16 protein-coding genes are annotated in these 16704 nt (G+C 59.3%); 8 read left to right on the top strand and 8 right to left on the bottom strand.

Annotation, left to right across the window (positions count from 1 at the left end; genetic code table 11):
- Positions 1-17: 17 nt before the first annotated feature.
- Together clpS and clpA are read left to right on the top strand one after the other, a co-directional pair.
- The gene (gene clpS / locus H8B20_RS15135; protein ID WP_042559854.1) at positions 18-401 is read left to right on the top strand and encodes an ATP-dependent Clp protease adapter ClpS; all 384 of its coding nucleotides are present in this window, start codon (positions 18-20) and stop codon (positions 399-401) included.
- Positions 402-431: 30 nt separating this feature from the next.
- The gene (gene clpA / locus H8B20_RS15130) at positions 432-2702 is read left to right on the top strand and encodes an ATP-dependent Clp protease ATP-binding subunit ClpA (RefSeq protein ID WP_047301913.1); all 2271 of its coding nucleotides are present in this window, start codon (positions 432-434) and stop codon (positions 2700-2702) included.
- A gap of 975 nt (positions 2703-3677) precedes the next feature.
- Here the strand turns inward: clpA and infA are convergent.
- From infA to aat, 3 genes are all read right to left on the bottom strand, one after another.
- Positions 3678-3896: a translation initiation factor IF-1 gene (gene infA / locus H8B20_RS15125; protein ID WP_002553999.1), complete on the bottom strand. Its 219-nt coding sequence runs from the start codon at positions 3894-3896 to the stop codon at positions 3678-3680.
- A gap of 112 nt (positions 3897-4008) precedes the next feature.
- On the bottom strand, positions 4009-4716 hold the full coding sequence (locus H8B20_RS15120; protein WP_210623724.1) for an arginyltransferase: 708 nt from the start codon (positions 4714-4716) through the stop codon (positions 4009-4011).
- 57 nt (positions 4717-4773) lie between these two features.
- Positions 4774-5454: a leucyl/phenylalanyl-tRNA--protein transferase gene (gene aat, locus H8B20_RS15115; protein WP_210623723.1), complete on the bottom strand. Its 681-nt coding sequence runs from the start codon at positions 5452-5454 to the stop codon at positions 4774-4776.
- Positions 5455-6004: 550 nt separating this feature from the next.
- Here aat and H8B20_RS15110 point away from each other — a divergent pair.
- From H8B20_RS15110 to cysG, 6 genes are all read left to right on the top strand, one after another.
- Positions 6005-8413: a DNA translocase FtsK gene (locus H8B20_RS15110; protein ID WP_042559850.1), complete on the top strand. Its 2409-nt coding sequence runs from the start codon at positions 6005-6007 to the stop codon at positions 8411-8413.
- A 67-nt stretch (positions 8414-8480) separates the two neighbouring features.
- The gene (gene lolA / locus H8B20_RS15105; RefSeq protein ID WP_210623722.1) at positions 8481-9101 is read left to right on the top strand and encodes an outer membrane lipoprotein periplasmic chaperone LolA; all 621 of its coding nucleotides are present in this window, start codon (positions 8481-8483) and stop codon (positions 9099-9101) included.
- Positions 9102-9148: 47 nt separating this feature from the next.
- The gene (locus H8B20_RS15100) at positions 9149-10471 is read left to right on the top strand and encodes a replication-associated recombination protein A (protein ID WP_210623721.1); all 1323 of its coding nucleotides are present in this window, start codon (positions 9149-9151) and stop codon (positions 10469-10471) included.
- The gene (gene crcB, locus H8B20_RS15095) at positions 10471-10845 is read left to right on the top strand and encodes a fluoride efflux transporter CrcB (RefSeq protein WP_042559847.1); all 375 of its coding nucleotides are present in this window, start codon (positions 10471-10473) and stop codon (positions 10843-10845) included. Before H8B20_RS15100 ends, crcB begins: the two co-directional genes overlap by 1 nt.
- Before the next feature lie 15 nt (positions 10846-10860).
- Complete coding sequence (serS, locus tag H8B20_RS15090; RefSeq protein ID WP_210623720.1) at positions 10861-12141, top strand: serine--tRNA ligase; 1281 nt, start codon at positions 10861-10863, stop codon at positions 12139-12141.
- A complete protein-coding gene (gene cysG, locus H8B20_RS15085; RefSeq protein WP_042559845.1) occupies positions 12142-13536 on the top strand; it encodes a siroheme synthase CysG in 1395 nt (464 codons plus the stop codon).
- Positions 13537-13630: 94 nt separating this feature from the next.
- Here the strand turns inward: cysG and H8B20_RS15080 are convergent, their stop codons facing one another.
- The 5 genes from H8B20_RS15080 to tusC all read right to left on the bottom strand — a co-directional run bounded on the left by H8B20_RS15080 (position 13631) and on the right by tusC (position 16703).
- Entirely contained in the window at positions 13631-14632 is a 1002-nt protein-coding gene (locus H8B20_RS15080; RefSeq protein WP_210623719.1) for a glutathione S-transferase family protein, read from the bottom strand.
- 91 nt (positions 14633-14723) lie between these two features.
- Entirely contained in the window at positions 14724-15725 is a 1002-nt protein-coding gene (locus tag H8B20_RS15075; RefSeq protein ID WP_210623718.1) for a glycosyl transferase family protein, read from the bottom strand.
- Positions 15722-16057 carry a TusE/DsrC/DsvC family sulfur relay protein gene (locus H8B20_RS15070; protein WP_210623717.1) on the bottom strand — a complete coding sequence of 112 codons (336 nt, stop codon included), beginning with the start codon at positions 16055-16057 and terminating at the stop codon, positions 15722-15724. The genes H8B20_RS15075 and H8B20_RS15070 overlap by 4 nt, the downstream gene beginning before the upstream one ends.
- Positions 16054-16347, bottom strand: a complete 294-nt coding sequence (tusB, locus tag H8B20_RS15065; RefSeq protein ID WP_042559841.1) for a sulfurtransferase complex subunit TusB — start codon at positions 16345-16347, stop codon at positions 16054-16056. The genes H8B20_RS15070 and tusB overlap by 4 nt, the downstream gene beginning before the upstream one ends.
- On the bottom strand, positions 16347-16703 hold the full coding sequence (gene tusC, locus H8B20_RS15060; protein ID WP_210623716.1) for a sulfurtransferase complex subunit TusC: 357 nt from the start codon (positions 16701-16703) through the stop codon (positions 16347-16349). Before tusC ends, tusB begins: the two co-directional genes overlap by 1 nt.
- Position 16704 lies beyond the last annotated feature (1 nt).

Raw genomic sequence — 16704 nt, 5'->3', positions numbered from 1 at the left:
GACGAACCTTTCTTTCCATGCATGCAATCAGCCAGATTCGACTAACATTCAATCAGGATCGCCCGACTCTCCAAAAGGATCACCCGGAGGAGCGCGACGACGATTCGGCGGGCGTTGCTGTTCAGGAGGCAAAGCCTGCGTTACAGGCGCCGCCGATGTACAAGGTGGTTTTGTTCAACGATGACTACACACCGATGGATTTCGTCGTCGAAGTGCTCGAGGTGTTTTTTAACCTGAATCGCGAGCTGGCGACCAAGGTCATGCTGGCCGTCCATACAGAAGGGCGGGCAGTATGTGGAGTGTTTACCCGCGACATCGCCGAGACAAAGGCCATGCAGGTCAACCAGTACGCCAGGGAAAGCCAGCATCCGCTACTCTGTGAAATCGAGAAGGACGGTTAATCGCCGACCACTTGGGTATGAGGTGAAGCTATGTTAAACCGCGAGCTCGAAGTCACCCTCAATCTTGCCTTCAAGGAGGCTCGTTCGAAACGTCATGAATTCATGACCGTCGAACACCTGCTGCTGGCCCTATTGGACAATGAGGCTGCCGCCACCGTTTTGCGTGCCTGCGGCGCGAACCTCGACAAACTCAAGCACGATCTGCAGGAGTTCATCGACTCCACCACGCCATTGATCCCCGTCCATGACGAGGATCGCGAAACCCAGCCAACCCTGGGCTTTCAACGTGTGCTGCAACGTGCTGTTTTCCACGTGCAGAGCTCGGGCAAACGCGAAGTGACTGGCGCCAACGTGCTGGTTGCAATCTTCAGTGAGCAAGAGAGTCAGGCAGTGTTTCTGCTGAAACAGCAGAGCGTTGCGCGCATCGATGTCGTCAATTACATCGCGCACGGCATTTCCAAAGTGCCGGGGCATGGCGATCACTCTGAAGGTGAACAAGATATGCAGGACGACGAGGGCGGTGAGTCTTCTTCTTCAGGCAATCCTCTGGATGCTTATGCCAGCAACCTCAACGAACTGGCGCGTCAGGGGCGTATCGACCCGTTGGTCGGACGCGAACTGGAAGTCGAGCGCGTCGCACAGATTCTCGCGCGTCGGCGCAAGAACAATCCGCTGCTGGTAGGCGAGGCTGGTGTGGGTAAAACCGCGATTGCCGAAGGCCTGGCCAAGCGTATTGTCGATAACCAGGTGCCAGACCTGCTGGCTGGCAGCGTTGTTTATTCCCTTGATCTCGGTGCTCTGCTCGCAGGCACCAAGTATCGCGGTGATTTCGAGAAGCGCTTCAAGGCGCTGCTCAATGAACTGAAAAAACGTCCGCAAGCCATTCTGTTCATCGACGAAATCCACACCATTATTGGTGCCGGTGCGGCGTCGGGTGGCGTGATGGATGCGTCGAACCTGCTCAAGCCTTTGCTATCGTCTGGCGATATTCGTTGCATCGGTTCGACTACGTTCCAGGAATTTCGCGGCATATTCGAGAAGGATCGTGCGCTCGCACGACGCTTCCAGAAGGTCGATGTCGTCGAGCCGTCGGTGGAAGACACCATCGGTATCCTGCGCGGCCTGAAAGGGCGTTTCGAGGCGCATCACAACATCGAGTACAGCGATGAGGCGTTGCGCGCCGCTGCCGAACTGGCTTCGCGCTACATCAACGACCGGCACATGCCGGACAAAGCCATCGACGTCATTGACGAAGCCGGCGCTTACCAGCGCCTGCAACCGGTCGAGAAGCGCGCCAAGCGTATCGAAGTGCCGCACGTCGAAGACATCGTGGCGAAGATTGCACGGATTCCGCCGAAGCACGTCACCAGTTCCGATAAGGAGTTGCTGCGTAACCTCGAGCGCGATTTGAAGCTGACGGTATTTGGTCAGGATGCGGCGATCGATTCGCTGTCGACTGCGATCAAGCTCTCCCGTGCAGGCCTCAAGTCGCCAGACAAGCCAGTCGGTTCGTTCCTGTTCGCAGGGCCAACCGGTGTCGGTAAAACCGAGGCCGCACGGCAATTGGCCAAGGCGCTGGGTATCGAACTGGTTCGCTTCGACATGTCCGAGTACATGGAGCGCCACACTGTATCGCGTCTGATCGGTGCGCCTCCAGGCTATGTCGGCTTTGATCAGGGCGGTCTGTTGACCGAAGCGATTACCAAGCAGCCGCATTGCGTATTGCTGCTCGATGAAATCGAGAAGGCGCACCCGGAAGTCTTCAACCTGCTGCTGCAGGTGATGGATCATGGCACGCTCACCGATAACAACGGGCGCAAGGCGGATTTCCGCAACGTGATCGTGATCATGACCACCAACGCCGGTGCCGAAACGGCCGCGCGCGCTTCGATTGGTTTCACTCATCAGGATCACTCGTCTGATGCGATGGAAGTGATCAAGAAGAGCTTCACGCCGGAATTCCGTAACCGTTTGGATACCATTATCCAGTTTGGTCGCCTCAGTCATGAGGTCATCAAGAGTGTGGTGGACAAGTTCCTTACCGAGCTTCAGGCGCAGCTGGAAGACAAGCGAGTGCTGTTGGAAGTTACCGACGCGGCGCGCAGTTGGCTGGCGGCCGGTGGTTACGACTCGGCAATGGGCGCGCGTCCGATGGCGCGTCTGATCCAGGACAAGATCAAGCGTCCGCTTGCGGAGGAGATTCTGTTTGGCGAGTTGGCCGAGCATGGTGGCGTGGTTCACATCGACATCAAGGATGGTGAGATGACCTTTGACTTCGAAACTACGGCTGAGATGGCCTGACGGCCTGTTGTAAGCGAAAGGCGCCTTCGGGCGCCTTTTTGTTGTCAGGCGTTTTTGGGTGTATATCCGTTGCTGCTGTGATGGCTTATTACGGTTTCACCCTTACGGCGACTCACTTTTTTCAAGCGCCAAAAAAAGTAAGCAAAAAACGCTTGCTCCTACGTGCGGCCCGCTCGCTGGGGCTCGGGGTCCCTTCGCTCCGGGATCGATCCGGGCGCAGCGTCTCCGGTTTGCTGCGCTGCACCTCCTCTCGCTGTGTTTGGCTTCGCCAAACGGTCGCTGCGCTCCCACCCCCGGATCAATCCCGGAACGAAGCCTGCCGACGTCGCCTGTGGATCAAGAGCTGCAGCCGAGCTAACGCTCATCCTGTTGAATGGTGAGGAGCACAGCGTGGTCGGCTTTGGATTTGTGGTGGATTTGCCCCTCATCGGAACGCCGCCCGCCCAGCCCTCTCCCGAGGGAGGGGGGCCGATTTGTGTGTTTTTCAAAGCCTGAGTTCGACTCGGTATCGCACGTCGGCGTAGTTCGCCCAAGCACCCCGGTCAGTCCCCTCTCCCTCCGGGAGAGGGCTATGGTGAGGGGCTCTTGATCTGGCTTTTGATCTTGCTTCGGCTTTTGATCTTTTGCCCCATCGGCAGGCCGAGCGAAGGTGTTCATCCGGGGATTAGGCGCGCAGCGCCGTGCGGCGTAGCCGCATACATCGAGAGGAGGTGCAGCGCAGCAAACCGTAGTCGATGCCCCCGGATGGACGCCGTAGCGAGGGAACACTGAGCCTCAGCGAAGTGCCGTACGCCGGGGCAAAGCCTTTTGGGTTACCTTTTCGGCGTTTGGAAAAGGTGACTCGCCGTAAGGGCGAAACCCTAATCAGCAACACCCGCAGCAACGGATATACACCTAAAATCCAAACCCCCAAAGAACCCAAACCCCAGACACAAAAACGCCCGGCATAAAGCCGGGCGTCTTGTATTGACTTGATTAACGAGCGCGGTAAGTGATGCGCCCTTTGCTCAAGTCATAGGGCGTCAGCTCGACGCGCACTTTGTCGCCGGTAAGAATACGAATGTAGTTCTTGCGCATCTTGCCGGAAATATGCGCGGTTACGACGTGCCCATTTTCCAACTCCACACGAAACATGGTGTTGGGCAGGGTGTCGACGACAGTGCCTTCCATTTCGAAGCTGTCTTCTTTCGACATGCAGTAAAGCCCTCGGTATCCAATGAATGGCCCGGTGCAACTGCGCCAGGCAAAAGCGGCGTGCATTGTGCCCGAAAAATGGTGTTTACGCCAAGGGGTTTACGGCTTGTCGTTAGTTCAGGATCACCCAGCGCTGATTAATCAGCAGTTCGATGGGGCGATATTGGGTCTTGTAGTTCATCTTTTTGCAATTCTTGATCCAGTAACCAAGGTAGACCGCTTCAAGTCCGCGGCGCTGACTCTCGGCGATTTGCCACAGAATCGCGAAACGTCCAAGGCTGCGCCGTTCTTCGGCCGGCTCGTAAAAGGTGTAGACCGCCGACAAGCCGTTCGGCAGCAAATCGGTCACGGCTACCGCCAGCAACCGTCCGTCGAGTCGGAACTCGTAAAAGCGTGAGAAGGGCAGGTCGCGCACCAGAAAAGTCGAGAATTGATCACGGCTTGGCGGGTACATGTCGCCGTCGGCGTGGCGCTGTTCGATGTAGCGCTGGTACAGCTCGAAGTATTCTTCGCTGAACCCCGGTTTCGCCGACTGTACCTGCAAGTCGGCGTTGCGCTTGAAAATCCGCTTCTGCTGACGATTGGGGATGAACTGCGCCACCGGAATGCGCGCAGGCACACACGCATTGCAATTCTGGCAATGGGGGCGGTACAGATGATCGCCGCTGCGACGAAAGCCCATTTCCGACAGGTCTGCGTAGACGTGCACATCCATGGGCTGACTAGGGTCGAGAAACAGGGTCGTGGCCTGTTCCTCGGGCAGATAGCTGCAAGAGTGAGGCTGAGTGGCATAGAACTTCAATCGCGCCAACTCGGTCATGATCAACCCTCGGGATAAGCTGGTGAATTAAGTGTAAGCCACGCGCGCAAAAGTCGCTCAGCAAACCCAGGTGGCGTGATTGGGCTGATCCAGATGCCTTGCCAGATAGCCTGCGAATTCGTGGCGGGGAATCGCCCGGGCGCCGAGGCTGTGCAGGTGGTCGGTGGGCATCTGGCAGTCGATCAGCACGAATCCTGATGCTTGCAGGTGCCGGACCAGCGTGGCAAAGCCGTACTTGGAAGCATTGTCGGCGCGGCTGAACATCGATTCGCCAAAAAACAGCTGCCCCATCGCCAGCCCGTAAAGGCCGCCGACCAGTTCGCCCTGATCCCACACTTCCACCGAATGAGCGAAGCCGCGCTGGTGCAGTTCAACGTAGGCGTCTTGCATGGCCTCAGTGATCCAGGTGCCATCGGCGTAATCCCTTGGCGCGGCGCAGGCGCGGATCACGGCTTCGAAGTCCTGGTCGAAAGTCACCTCATAGCGCTCCTTGCGCAGCAATTTGCCCAGACTGCGCGAAACATGCAGTTCGTCGGGAAACAGCACGGTGCGAGGGTCAGGCGACCACCAGAGAATCGGCTGACCTTCGGAAAACCACGGAAAGCAGCCATGGCGATACGCCTGGATCAGGCGGTCGGCGGAGAGGTCGCCGCCGGCGGCGAGCAATCCGTTGGGTTCGCGCATGGCCTTTTCCAGCGGTGGAAAAGTCAGGGAATTACGTTGTAACCAAGTCAGCATGGCATCCAGGCTTGCAGAAGGGGAGGGCGGTGCGGGCTACTCGGCCCGCGATAAATTGTGCCGCGAAATGCGGCGAATGTCGTGCCGATCCTGCTCGACGTTCGCGGTGTTGCAACTTGGTGCGCTGGATGCGGTCGTAAGCGAGCACTGCGCGCCGGCCCGCGACGTGTCTGCTGTGGGCCTGGCAGGCAGTCTGCGACCGTTCGCAGGGGGCAGGTGTCAATGTTTCGCTACGTTCATCAAATACACCTCATAAGCCTTTGTCACAAAAGACAATGCATGCTCAAATTGGATCGCGGGTTTTGCGCGCTTGGCTATGCTCAATGCTGCGGGTCTGAACCATGGCATCGGACGTACAAACCCGTACAATGCCGGGCTGTTACACAATATTTGCCGGTTAGCGTGTTTATAGCTGTGTATGTAAAAGCTGCCGCTCAGTGTTAAAAGTAGTCCCAGTTGTGCCCGTCAACTTTTTTACCTGCCTGGATTGGGCAGTTTTTTATCGTCATTCAATAGATGGACGCGCCTCGGGCGCAGGAAAAGTAGCGTTTTGAAGAAATCCACCGAAGCACCAAAAACAGTCGTTCCGCTCTGGCGCCAACAGTTGCACTACCGGCTCAAGGAAGGTGCATTGATCGCCATCGGCGCGCTGTGCCTGTTCCTGATGATGGCTTTGCTGACCTACGGCAAGGACGATCCGGGCTGGAGCCACAACAGCAAGATCGACGACGTGCAGAACTTCGGCGGCCCGGCGGGCTCCTACAGCGCCGACATCCTGTTCATGGTGCTCGGTTACTTCGCCTACATCTTCCCGTTGCTGCTGGCGGTCAAGGCCTATCAGATCTTCCGTCAGCGCCACGAGCCATGGCAGTGGAGCGGCTGGCTGTTCTCCTGGCGCCTGATCGGCCTGGTATTTCTTATTCTTTCCGGTGCGGCGCTGGCGCATATCCATTTTCACGCTGCAACCGGTCTGCCGGCCGGTGCCGGTGGTGCGCTGGGCGAGAGCCTCGGCGACCTGGCGAAAAACGCATTCAATATTCAGGGCAGCACGTTGCTGTTCATCGCGCTGTTTCTGTTCGGCCTGACGGTGTTCACCGACCTGTCGTGGTTCAAGGTGATGGACATCACCGGCAAGATCACCCTGGACCTGTTCGAACTGTTCCAGGGTGCGCTAAACCGCTGGTGGTCGGCCCGCACCGAGCGCAAGCAACTGGTTGCGCAACTGCGTGAAGTCGACGATCGCGTACATGATGTGGTCGCACCGACAGTCACCGACAAACGTGAACAGGCCAAGGTCAAGGAACGCCTGATCGAGCGTGAGCAGGCGCTGAGCAAGCACATGTCCGATCGCGAAAAACAGGTGCCACCGGTCATCGCCCCGGCGCCGACCAAAGCGCCCGAGCCGAGCAAGCGCGTGCAGAAAGAGAAACAGGCACCGTTGTTTGTCGACAGCGCGGTGGAAGGCACCTTGCCGCCAATCTCGATCCTCGATCCTGCGGAAAAGAAACAACTCAATTACTCCCCGGAGTCGCTGGCAGCGGTCGGCCACTTGTTGGAGATCAAGCTCAAGGAATTCGGCGTCGAAGTCACCGTAGACTCGATCCATCCGGGTCCGGTGATCACCCGTTACGAAATCCAGCCGGCTGCGGGCGTCAAGGTCAGCCGTATCTCCAACCTGGCAAAAGACCTGGCGCGCTCCCTGGCAGTGACCAGTGTGCGGGTGGTCGAGGTCATTCCGGGCAAGACTACCGTCGGTATCGAGATTCCCAACGAAGACCGGCAGATCGTGCGCTTCTCCGAAGTGCTGTCGACGCCCGAGTACGACAACTTCAAATCGCCGGTCACGCTGGCGCTGGGGCACGACATTGGTGGCAAACCGGTCATCACTGACCTGGCGAAGATGCCGCACTTGCTGGTGGCCGGTACGACCGGTTCCGGTAAGTCCGTGGGTGTAAACGCGATGATCCTGTCGATCCTGTTCAAGTCCGGCCCGGAAGACGCCAAGCTGATCATGATCGACCCGAAGATGCTCGAGCTGTCGATCTACGAAGGTATTCCGCACCTGCTGTGCCCGGTAGTGACCGACATGAAGGACGCCGCCAACGCCCTGCGCTGGAGCGTCGCCGAGATGGAGCGTCGCTACAAGCTGATGGCGAAGATGGGGGTGCGAAACCTGTCCGGCTTCAACGCCAAGGTCAAGGAAGCCCAGGACGCTGGCGAGCCACTGAGCGATCCGCTGTACAAGCGCGAAAGCATTCACGACGAAGCACCGTTGCTGCAGAAGCTGCCGACCATCGTCGTGGTCGTCGACGAATTCGCCGACATGATGATGATCGTCGGCAAGAAGGTTGAAGAGCTCATCGCCCGTATCGCCCAGAAGGCGCGTGCGGCGGGTATTCACTTGATTCTTGCGACACAGCGGCCGTCGGTGGACGTGATCACCGGTCTGATCAAGGCCAACATTCCGACTCGTATGGCGTTCCAGGTGTCGAGCAAGATCGACTCCCGGACCATCATCGATCAGGGCGGCGCCGAACAACTGCTCGGCCACGGTGACATGCTCTACATGCCACCGGGTACCAGTCTGCCGATCCGGGTTCACGGTGCGTTCGTGTCCGACGAAGAAGTCCACCGTGTGGTCGAGGCGTGGAAACTGCGCGGCGCCCCGGAATACAACGACGACATCCTCAACGGTGTCGAAGAGGCGGGCAGCGGCTTTGAAGGCAGCAGCGGTGGTGGCGACGGCGACGATCCTGAGGCAGACGCACTGTACGACGAAGCCGTACAGTTCGTGCTGGAAAGCCGTCGCGCATCGATCTCCGCTGTACAGCGCAAGCTGAAAATCGGCTACAACCGCGCTGCACGGATGATCGAAGCCATGGAAATGGCCGGCGTCGTCACATCAATGAACACCAACGGTTCGCGTGAAGTCCTGGCGCCTGGCCCGGTACGCGACTGATTGCAAAAGCAAGAGGCGGGACAATGATGTGCCGCCGCTCTCCCAACGAGTATTCAAGAGGACTCCCATGCGTCTAATCCGCATGCTGCTGCCAGTACTGGCTCTGACCACACTCACGGCCCACGCCGATGACAAGGATGTGGCGCGTCTGACCCAATTGCTGGAAACATCCAAGACCCTGAGCGCAAACTTCTCGCAGCTGACCCTTGATGGCGGCGGCACGCAGTTGCAGGAAACCACTGGCAACATGACCTTGCAGCGTCCGGGCCTGTTCTACTGGCACACCAATGCGCCGGCCGAGCAGACCATGGTTTCTGACGGCAAGAAAGTCACCCTGTGGGACCCGGATCTTGAGCAGGCGACCATCAAGAAACTCGATGAGCGTCTGACCCAGACCCCGGCGCTGCTGCTGTCCGGTGACGTGTCGAAGATCAGCAAGAGCTTCGACATCAGCGCGAAAGAAGCGGGTGGCGTGATCGACTTCACCCTCAAGCCGAAAACCAAGGACACGCTGTTCGACAACCTGCGCCTGTCGTTCCGCAACGGTCTGCTCAACGACATGCAACTGATCGACAGCGTTGGTCAGCGCACCAACATCCTGTTCACCGGGGTGAAGGCCAACGAGCCAGTGCCAGCGTCGAAGTTCAAGTTCGATATCCCGAAGGGCGCTGACGTTATCCAGGAATAAACGCTCCCACGGGAGTTGCTGTTCTTACTGAGGTTTCATAGGTAGTGATGGATCTGTTTCGCAGTGCACCGATTGCCCAGCCACTGGCCGCGCGTTTGCGTGCGACCAATCTGGATGAGTACGTCGGTCAGGAGCACTTGCTGGCTCGCGGCAAGCCTCTGCGTGAGGCGCTGGAGCAGGGTGCTCTGCATTCGATGATTTTCTGGGGCCCGCCGGGCGTGGGTAAAACCACGCTGGCGCGTTTGCTCGCGGAGGTCTCGGATGCACACTTCGAAACGGTGTCGGCGGTGCTCGCCGGGGTCAAGGAGATCCGTCAAGCCGTTGAAATCGCCAAGCAGCAGGCCGGCCAGTACGGCAAGCGCACGATTCTGTTCGTCGATGAAGTACATCGTTTCAACAAGTCCCAGCAGGATGCGTTCCTGCCGTACGTTGAAGACGGCACGCTGATCTTCATCGGCGCCACCACTGAAAACCCTTCGTTTGAACTGAACAACGCGCTGTTGTCGCGGGCCCGCGTCTACGTCCTGAAAAGTCTCGACGAGGCGGCGCTGCGCAAGCTCGTACATCGCGCGCTGACTGAAGAGCGCGGCTTGGGCAAACGTAACCTGACGTTGAGCGACGAAGGCTTCCAGATGTTGCTGTCCGCCGCCGATGGCGATGGCCGGCGTTTGCTCAATTTGCTGGAAAACGCCTCCGACCTTGCCGAAGACGATAGCGAGATCGGTACCGAGCTGCTGCAAAGCCTGCTCGGCGACACCCGTCGGCGTTTCGACAAGGGTGGCGAGGCTTTCTACGACCAGATTTCCGCGCTGCACAAATCGGTGCGCGGCTCCAATCCCGACGGTGCGCTGTACTGGTTCGCGCGGATGATCGACGGCGGTTGCGATCCGCTGTACCTGGCCCGGCGCGTGGTGCGTATGGCCAGCGAAGACATCGGCAACGCCGACCCGCGCGCCCTCAGCCTGTGTCTGGCTGCATGGGAAGTGCAGGAGCGCCTCGGCAGCCCGGAAGGCGAGTTGGCGGTGGCCCAGGCCATCACGTATCTGGCTTGCGCGCCAAAAAGCAACGCGGTGTACATGGGTTTCAAGACCGCGTTGCGTGCTGCCGCCGAAAACGGCTCGCTTGAGGTGCCGCTGCACCTGCGCAACGCGCCGACCAAACTGATGAAACAACTGGGCTACGGTGACGAATACCGTTATGCCCACGACGAGCCGGACGCTTACGCCGCGGGCGAAGACTATTTTCCGGAAGAGCTTGAGCCGATCCCGTTTTATCAGCCGGTGCCCCGAGGCCTTGAGTTGAAGATCGGCGAAAAGCTCAATCACCTCGCGCAACTCGATCGTTTAAGCCCAAGACAGCGGAGAAAATAGTGATTCCATTGATTATTGCGGTGTCCGCTGGCGGGGTCGCCGGCACGTTGTTGCGCTTCGCTACCGGCAATTGGGTCACCGCCAATTGGCCGCGGCACTTCTATACCGCGACGCTGGCCGTTAATATCGTGGGCTGTCTGCTGATTGGCGTGTTGTACGGCCTGTTTTTGATACGCCCGGAAGTGCCGATCGAGGTACGCGCCGGGTTGATGGTTGGCTTCCTCGGGGGGCTGACGACTTTTTCATCCTTTTCACTGGATACGGTGCGCCTGCTGGAAAGCGGGCAAGTACCGCTGGCCCTGGGCTATGCGGCACTCAGCGTATTCGGCGGGCTGCTCGCAACGTGGGCTGGCCTGTCTTTGACCAAACTTTGATAACGAGAAACCGACATGCTCGATTCCAAACTGTTACGTAGCAACCTTCAGGACGTAGCGGACCGCCTGGCTTCCCGTGGCTATGCCCTGGATACCGCGCGCATCGAAGCGCTGGAAGAACAGCGCAAGACCGTCCAGACCCGCACCGAAGCACTGCAGGCTGAGCGTAATGCGCGTTCCAAATCCATCGGTCAGGCCAAGCAGCGCGGCGAAGACATCGCGCCGTTGATGGCGGACGTCGAGCGCATGGCAGGCGAATTGAGCGCCGGTAAAGTGGAACTGGACGCCATCCAGACCGAACTGGACGCGATTCTGCTCGGCATCCCGAACCTGCCGCACGAATCCGTTCCAGTCGGCAAAGACGAAGATGACAACGTTGAAGTGCGCCGCTGGGGCACCCCGACTGCGTTTGATTTTGAAGTCAAAGACCACGTAGCCCTGGGCGAGAAGTTCGGCTGGCTGGATTTCGAAACCGCCGCCAAGCTGTCCGGTGCACGTTTCGCCCTGTTGCGTGGCCCGATCGCCCGTCTGCACCGCGCACTGGCGCAGTTCATGATCAACCTGCACGTCAACGAGCACGGCTATGAAGAGGCCTACACGCCTTATCTGGTCCAGGCCCCGGCGCTGCAAGGCACCGGTCAACTGCCGAAGTTCGAAGAAGACCTGTTCAAGATCGCCCGCGAAGGCGAAGCCGATCTGTACCTGATCCCGACCGCCGAAGTTTCGCTGACCAACATCGTTGCTGGCGAAATCGTCGATTCGAAACTGCTGCCGATCAAGTTCGTTGCGCACACGCCGTGCTTCCGTAGCGAAGCGGGCGCGTCGGGTCGTGACACCCGCGGCATGATCCGTCAGCACCAGTTCGACAAGGTTGAAATGGTCCAGATCGTTGAGCCGTCCACGTCGATGGAAGCGCTGGAAGGCCTGACCGCCAACGCCGAGAAAGTCCTGCAGTTGCTGGGTCTGCCTTACCGCACCCTGGCGCTGTGCACTGGCGACATGGGCTTCAGCGCGGTCAAGACTTACGACCTCGAAGTGTGGATTCCGAGCCAGGACAAGTACCGCGAAATTTCGTCGTGCTCCAACTGCGGCGACTTCCAGGCCCGCCGCATGCAGGCGCGTTTCCGTAACCCGGAAACTGGCAAGCCTGAGCTGGTACACACCCTGAACGGCTCTGGCCTGGCGGTTGGTCGTACTCTCGTTGCCGTGCTGGAAAACTACCAGCAGGCCGACGGTTCGATCCGCGTGCCGGACGTACTGAAGCCGTACATGGGTGGCCTTGAGGTCATCGGTTAAATGAAATATCTGCCGCTGTTTCACAACCTGCGCGGCAGTCGTGTGTTGGTCGTCGGTGGGGGGGAAATTGCCTTGCGCAAATCCCGCCTGCTGGCCGACGCCGGTGCGCTGCTGCGGGTGGTCGCACCTGAAATCGAAACGCAACTGCGTGAACTGGTCGTTGCCAGCGGCGGCGAGTGCCTGTTACGCGGTTACGCCGAAGCGGATCTGGACGGCTGCGTGCTGATTATCGCCGCCACCGACGACGAAACGCTGAACGCACAGGTCTCCACCGATGCTCATCGGCGTTGCGTGCCGGTCAACGTGGTCGATGCGCCTGCCTTGTGCAGCGTGATCTTCCCGGCCATCGTTGATCGTTCGCCGCTGATCGTCGCGATCTCCAGCGGCGGCGATGCGCCGGTGCTGGCCCGTTTGATCCGCGCCAAGATCGAAACCTGGATTCCGTCCACCTACGGCCAATTGGCCGGTCTGGCGGCGCGTTTCCGCAATCAGGTGAAAAACCTGTTTCCGGATGTGCAGCAGCGTCGCGGGTTTTGGGAAGACGTCTTTCAAGGCCCGATTGCCGATCGGCAACTGGCCGGCCAAGGCACTGAAGCCGAACGTCTGCTGCAAGCCAAGATCGACGGCGAAGCGACCATCACTACCGGTGAGGTGTATCTGGTGGGCGCAGGGCCAGGTGATCCGGATTTGCTGACCTTCAAGGCTTTGCGTCTGATGCAGCAAGCCGATGTGGTGCTGTACGACCGTTTGGTCGCCCCCGCGATTCTTGATCTGTGCCGTCGCGACGCCGAGCGGGTATATGTCGGCAAGCGTCGCGCCGATCATGCTGTGCCGCAAGATCAGATCAACCAGCAACTGGTCGATCTGGCCAAGGCCGGCAAGCGTGTGGTGCGGTTGAAGGGGGGGGATCCGTTTATCTTCGGCCGAGGCGGCGAAGAGATCGAAGAGCTGGCGGCCCATGGCATTCCATTTCAGGTGGTGCCGGGGATTACCGCGGCCAGCGGTTGCGCGGCGTATGCCGGGATTCCCCTGACTCACCGCGATCACGCGCAGTCGGTGCGATTTGTCACCGGCCATTTGAAGGACGGTTCCACCGATCTACCGTGGGTCGACCTTGTTGCGCCTGCGCAGACGCTCGTGTTCTACATGGGCCTGGTAGGTTTGCCGGTGATCTGCGAGCAGTTGATCAAGCATGGTCGCTCGGCGGATACCCCGGCGGCGCTTATTCAGCAGGGCACCACGGTCAATCAGCGGGTCTTTACTGGCACGCTGGCAGATTTGCCGCGTTTGGTGGCGGAACATGAAGTGCATGCGCCGACATTGGTGATCGTCGGCGAAGTGGTGCAGCTGCGCGAGAAACTGGCGTGGTTTGAGGGGGCTCAGGCGCAAGTCTGAGTCAAAGCAAAAAGATCGCAGCCTTCGGCAGCTCCTACAGGGAACGCATTCTCATGTAGGAGCTGCCGAAGGCTGCGATCTTTTGCTTTTGTGGTTAGCCCTTACACCAAACCTCTTTCCCACCCAACCGCGCCCGATCATGGGCCACAGTGAAATCCTGCTCCGGCCCCTTCGGCACAACCCCTGTCGGGTTAATCGTCTTGTGGCTGCCGTAGTAGTGATTCTTGATGTGCTGAAAATCCACCGTCTCGGCGATCCCCGGCCACTGATACAGCTCACGCAGCCAGTTCGACAGATTCGGGTAATCGGCGATCCGTCGCAGGTTGCACTTGAAGTGGCCGTGATACACCGCATCGAAGCGGATCATCGTGGTAAACAGACGAACGTCCGCTTCAGTCAGGTATTCACCCGACAGATAACGATTGGCATCCAGCACCTGTTCCAGGTGATCCAGTTCGGCAAACACCTCATCGAACGCCTCTTCATAAGCCTGTTGCGAGGTGGCGAACCCGGCGCGATACACGCCGTTGTTGACTGCCGGATAAATCCGCTCGTTCAAGGCATCGATCTCGCTACGCAGCGGGGCCGGGTAGAAGTCCAGATCATTGCCGGTCAGATCATCGAACGCGCTGTTGAACATGCGGATGATCTCTGCCGATTCATTGCTGACGATGCGTTTGAGTTTTTTGTCCCACAGCACCGGCACGGTGACGCGCCCGGTGTAGTCCGGCGTATCGGCGGTGTAGCGTTGGTGCATGAAGTCGAAGTGATCGAGCTGGTCGCCGGTCGAGCCGAGCGCGGTGTCGAAGGTCCAGCCGTTCTCCAGCATCAGCCAACTGACCACGGAAACGTCGATCAGGTTTTCCAGGCCTTTGAGTTTGCGCAGGATCAGCGTGCGATGCGCCCACGGACAGGCGAGCGAAACGTAGAGATGATAGCGCCCGGCCTCGGCCGCAAAGCCGCCTTCGCCGCTCGGGCCTGGCTGGCCGCCAGCAGTGACCCAGTTGCGCCGTTGCGCTTGTTCGCGCTGGAACGCGCCGTCCTTGCTGCTTTCGTACCACTTGTCCTGCCAGCGGCCATCGACGAGTAAACCCATGATCAAGACTCCGTAAACCAATAAACGTTGGAGTCGAGTCTATTCCGATGAGTTCGAACAAAAAGCGCAAAGATCGGGCGCAAATGATCGGTTAAATCGATTTGTCCCGCGCCGCCCAGAATTGCTCGGCCGTTTCGAATGCCTGCTCACGGGGCTGGCCGAGACCACGTAACGCCAACGCCATGGTCGAAATCAGGGCCATTTGCGGATAGCTGTCGACCACATCGCCGCGCCATACGGCTTTCAGATGCTCAACGTCCAGCGAGGCCGGTTTGACGTGGCGTTGCGCCGACAATTGCGGCCATTCCTCGTCCCAGCTCTCGCCACCCGTGGTGCCGTAGAGATGGCTGTCGGCATCCGGGTTGATTTCTATCTCACCGCCATCACCCTTGACCACAATCGCCGTGTCGCCGAGCAGGCCGCTGGCGTCGCGGTGCACGGCTTGATAACCGGGGTGGAAGATACTTTGCAGACCGCAGCGCGCGCGCAGCGGATTGAGAATCCGCGCCAGCGAGTGGATCGGCGAGCGCAGGCCCAGGGTGTTGCGCAAATCGATCATCTTCTGCAATTGCGGCGCCCAGTCCACCAGCGGCATGAACGCCAGACCCCCGTTGTCCAGCGCCGTACCGACTTGCTGCCAGTTGCGGCACAACGCAATACTCAGTTCGCCCAGCAGTTGCTCGCTGTACAGACGCCCGGCAGTGTGCGCGCCGCCACCATGCATGAAGATGCGCACGCCGTTCTGCGCCAGGCACTTGGCCGCCAGCAGATACCACGGCAGATGCCGCTTCTTGCCCGCGTAGGTTGGCCAGTCCAGATCGACATTCAAGGCTGGTGCCTGCAGACGCTCACGCAGCGCTTCGGTAAAACCGGCCATTTCCTCGGCGCTTTCTTCCTTGTGCCGCAGCAACATCAGAAAAGCGCCGAGTTGGGTGTCTTCGACCTTGTCGTCGAGCACCATGCCCATTGCTTCCCGGGCCTCGACGCGAGTCAGGTCGCGAGCGCCGCGCTTGCCCTTGCCAAGAATTCGCACGAACTGGGCGAATGGATGCTCGGCGGGCGTTTCGAGGGTCAACGCTGGATAGTCGGTCATAGGCAATTCGTCGGTTTGGGCAGGCCCGCCAGTTTTGCGGCGAGTTTGGCAGGGGTGCCTTTGAACAGTCGGTTCAGGTGCAGGCTGTTGCCTTTGTCCACGCCGAGCTTCAGCGCGGTGTACTTGATCAGCGGCCGCGTGGCCGGGGACAGCTGGAATTCTTCATAGAAGCTGCGCAGCAGCTCGAGGACTTCCCAGTGTTCGGGGGTCAACTCGATGTCTTCGGCGGCGGCGAGGGCACTGGCGACGTCGCGTGACCAGTCGCTGAGGTCAACGAGGAAGCCGTCCTTGTCCAGTTCGATGGCGCGGGCGCCGACGGTCATGGAATTCATAGCCAACTGTTGACCTTGTCGTGGTGGATCGACAGCTCGACGAAGGCCGGATAATCGATGGCTTTGGCCCAGTCCGGCGCTTCGATGGCGCGAGCCTCCATATCTTCGGCCAGAACGAATAATTTGATTTGGCGGCATTGCAGTTCGGTAAACGGCGCGGTACCCGGTTGCAACGCATAGACCGCATCACCGGACAACAGCAAAGCGTCGGCACTGCCGATGACACGCAGGCAACTCGTCAGACGATCATCGCCGAACGGAGAATGAGACAACACATGCAAAGTCGACATCAGAGGGTGATCACTTGGTCGTAACGGTCAATAAGGGCGGTGATTTGCTCGGCGGCGAGCGGTGCTGCTTCGTCCAGCGAGAATTCGCCAAGGCCGCGAGCGCTGGCACTGTCGGCGCAATAGAACAGTTCTTCGACGCCAAACATCGGCAACGCTTGCAGGTTGGCACTCAGGTCTTTCTGTTGCACAGCCCTGGCGTTTTGCCCCGCGGCCAGTTGCAGCACGCCGTCATCGAGAAACAGCAGGCCGATCGGCAGATCGAAAGCGCCGCCGGCCAGCACGATGTCCAGCGCTTCGCGGGCAGCAGGGCCGGACCACGGCGACTGGCGGCTGATTAGCAGCAAAGATTTGGCCATC

The sequence above is a fragment of the Pseudomonas sp. P42 genome (assembly GCF_017973755.1).
Classification (GTDB): domain Bacteria; phylum Pseudomonadota; class Gammaproteobacteria; order Pseudomonadales; family Pseudomonadaceae; genus Aquipseudomonas; species Aquipseudomonas iridis.
The sequence above is the reverse complement of the archived record's forward strand: the minus strand, read 5'-3'. Positions and strand labels throughout refer to the sequence as shown.

Coding starts and splice junctions, on each gene's coding strand:
- clpS (WP_042559854.1), top strand. CDS start 18: ATGCATGCAATCAGCCAGATTCGACTAACATTCAATCAGGATCGCCCG.
- clpA (WP_047301913.1), top strand. CDS start 432: ATGTTAAACCGCGAGCTCGAAGTCACCCTCAATCTTGCCTTCAAGGAG.
- infA (WP_002553999.1), bottom strand. CDS start 3,896: ATGTCGAAAGAAGACAGCTTCGAAATGGAAGGCACTGTCGTCGACACC.
- H8B20_RS15120 (WP_210623724.1), bottom strand. CDS start 4,716: ATGACCGAGTTGGCGCGATTGAAGTTCTATGCCACTCAGCCTCACTCT.
- aat (WP_210623723.1), bottom strand. CDS start 5,454: ATGCTGACTTGGTTACAACGTAATTCCCTGACTTTTCCACCGCTGGAA.
- lolA (WP_210623722.1), top strand. CDS start 8,481: ATGCGTCTAATCCGCATGCTGCTGCCAGTACTGGCTCTGACCACACTC.
- H8B20_RS15100 (WP_210623721.1), top strand. CDS start 9,149: ATGGATCTGTTTCGCAGTGCACCGATTGCCCAGCCACTGGCCGCGCGT.
- serS (WP_210623720.1), top strand. CDS start 10,861: ATGCTCGATTCCAAACTGTTACGTAGCAACCTTCAGGACGTAGCGGAC.
- cysG (WP_042559845.1), top strand. CDS start 12,142: ATGAAATATCTGCCGCTGTTTCACAACCTGCGCGGCAGTCGTGTGTTG.
- H8B20_RS15080 (WP_210623719.1), bottom strand. CDS start 14,632: ATGGGTTTACTCGTCGATGGCCGCTGGCAGGACAAGTGGTACGAAAGC.
- H8B20_RS15075 (WP_210623718.1), bottom strand. CDS start 15,725: ATGACCGACTATCCAGCGTTGACCCTCGAAACGCCCGCCGAGCATCCA.
- H8B20_RS15070 (WP_210623717.1), bottom strand. CDS start 16,057: ATGAATTCCATGACCGTCGGCGCCCGCGCCATCGAACTGGACAAGGAC.
- tusB (WP_042559841.1), bottom strand. CDS start 16,347: ATGTCGACTTTGCATGTGTTGTCTCATTCTCCGTTCGGCGATGATCGT.
- tusC (WP_210623716.1), bottom strand. CDS start 16,703: ATGGCCAAATCTTTGCTGCTAATCAGCCGCCAGTCGCCGTGGTCCGGC.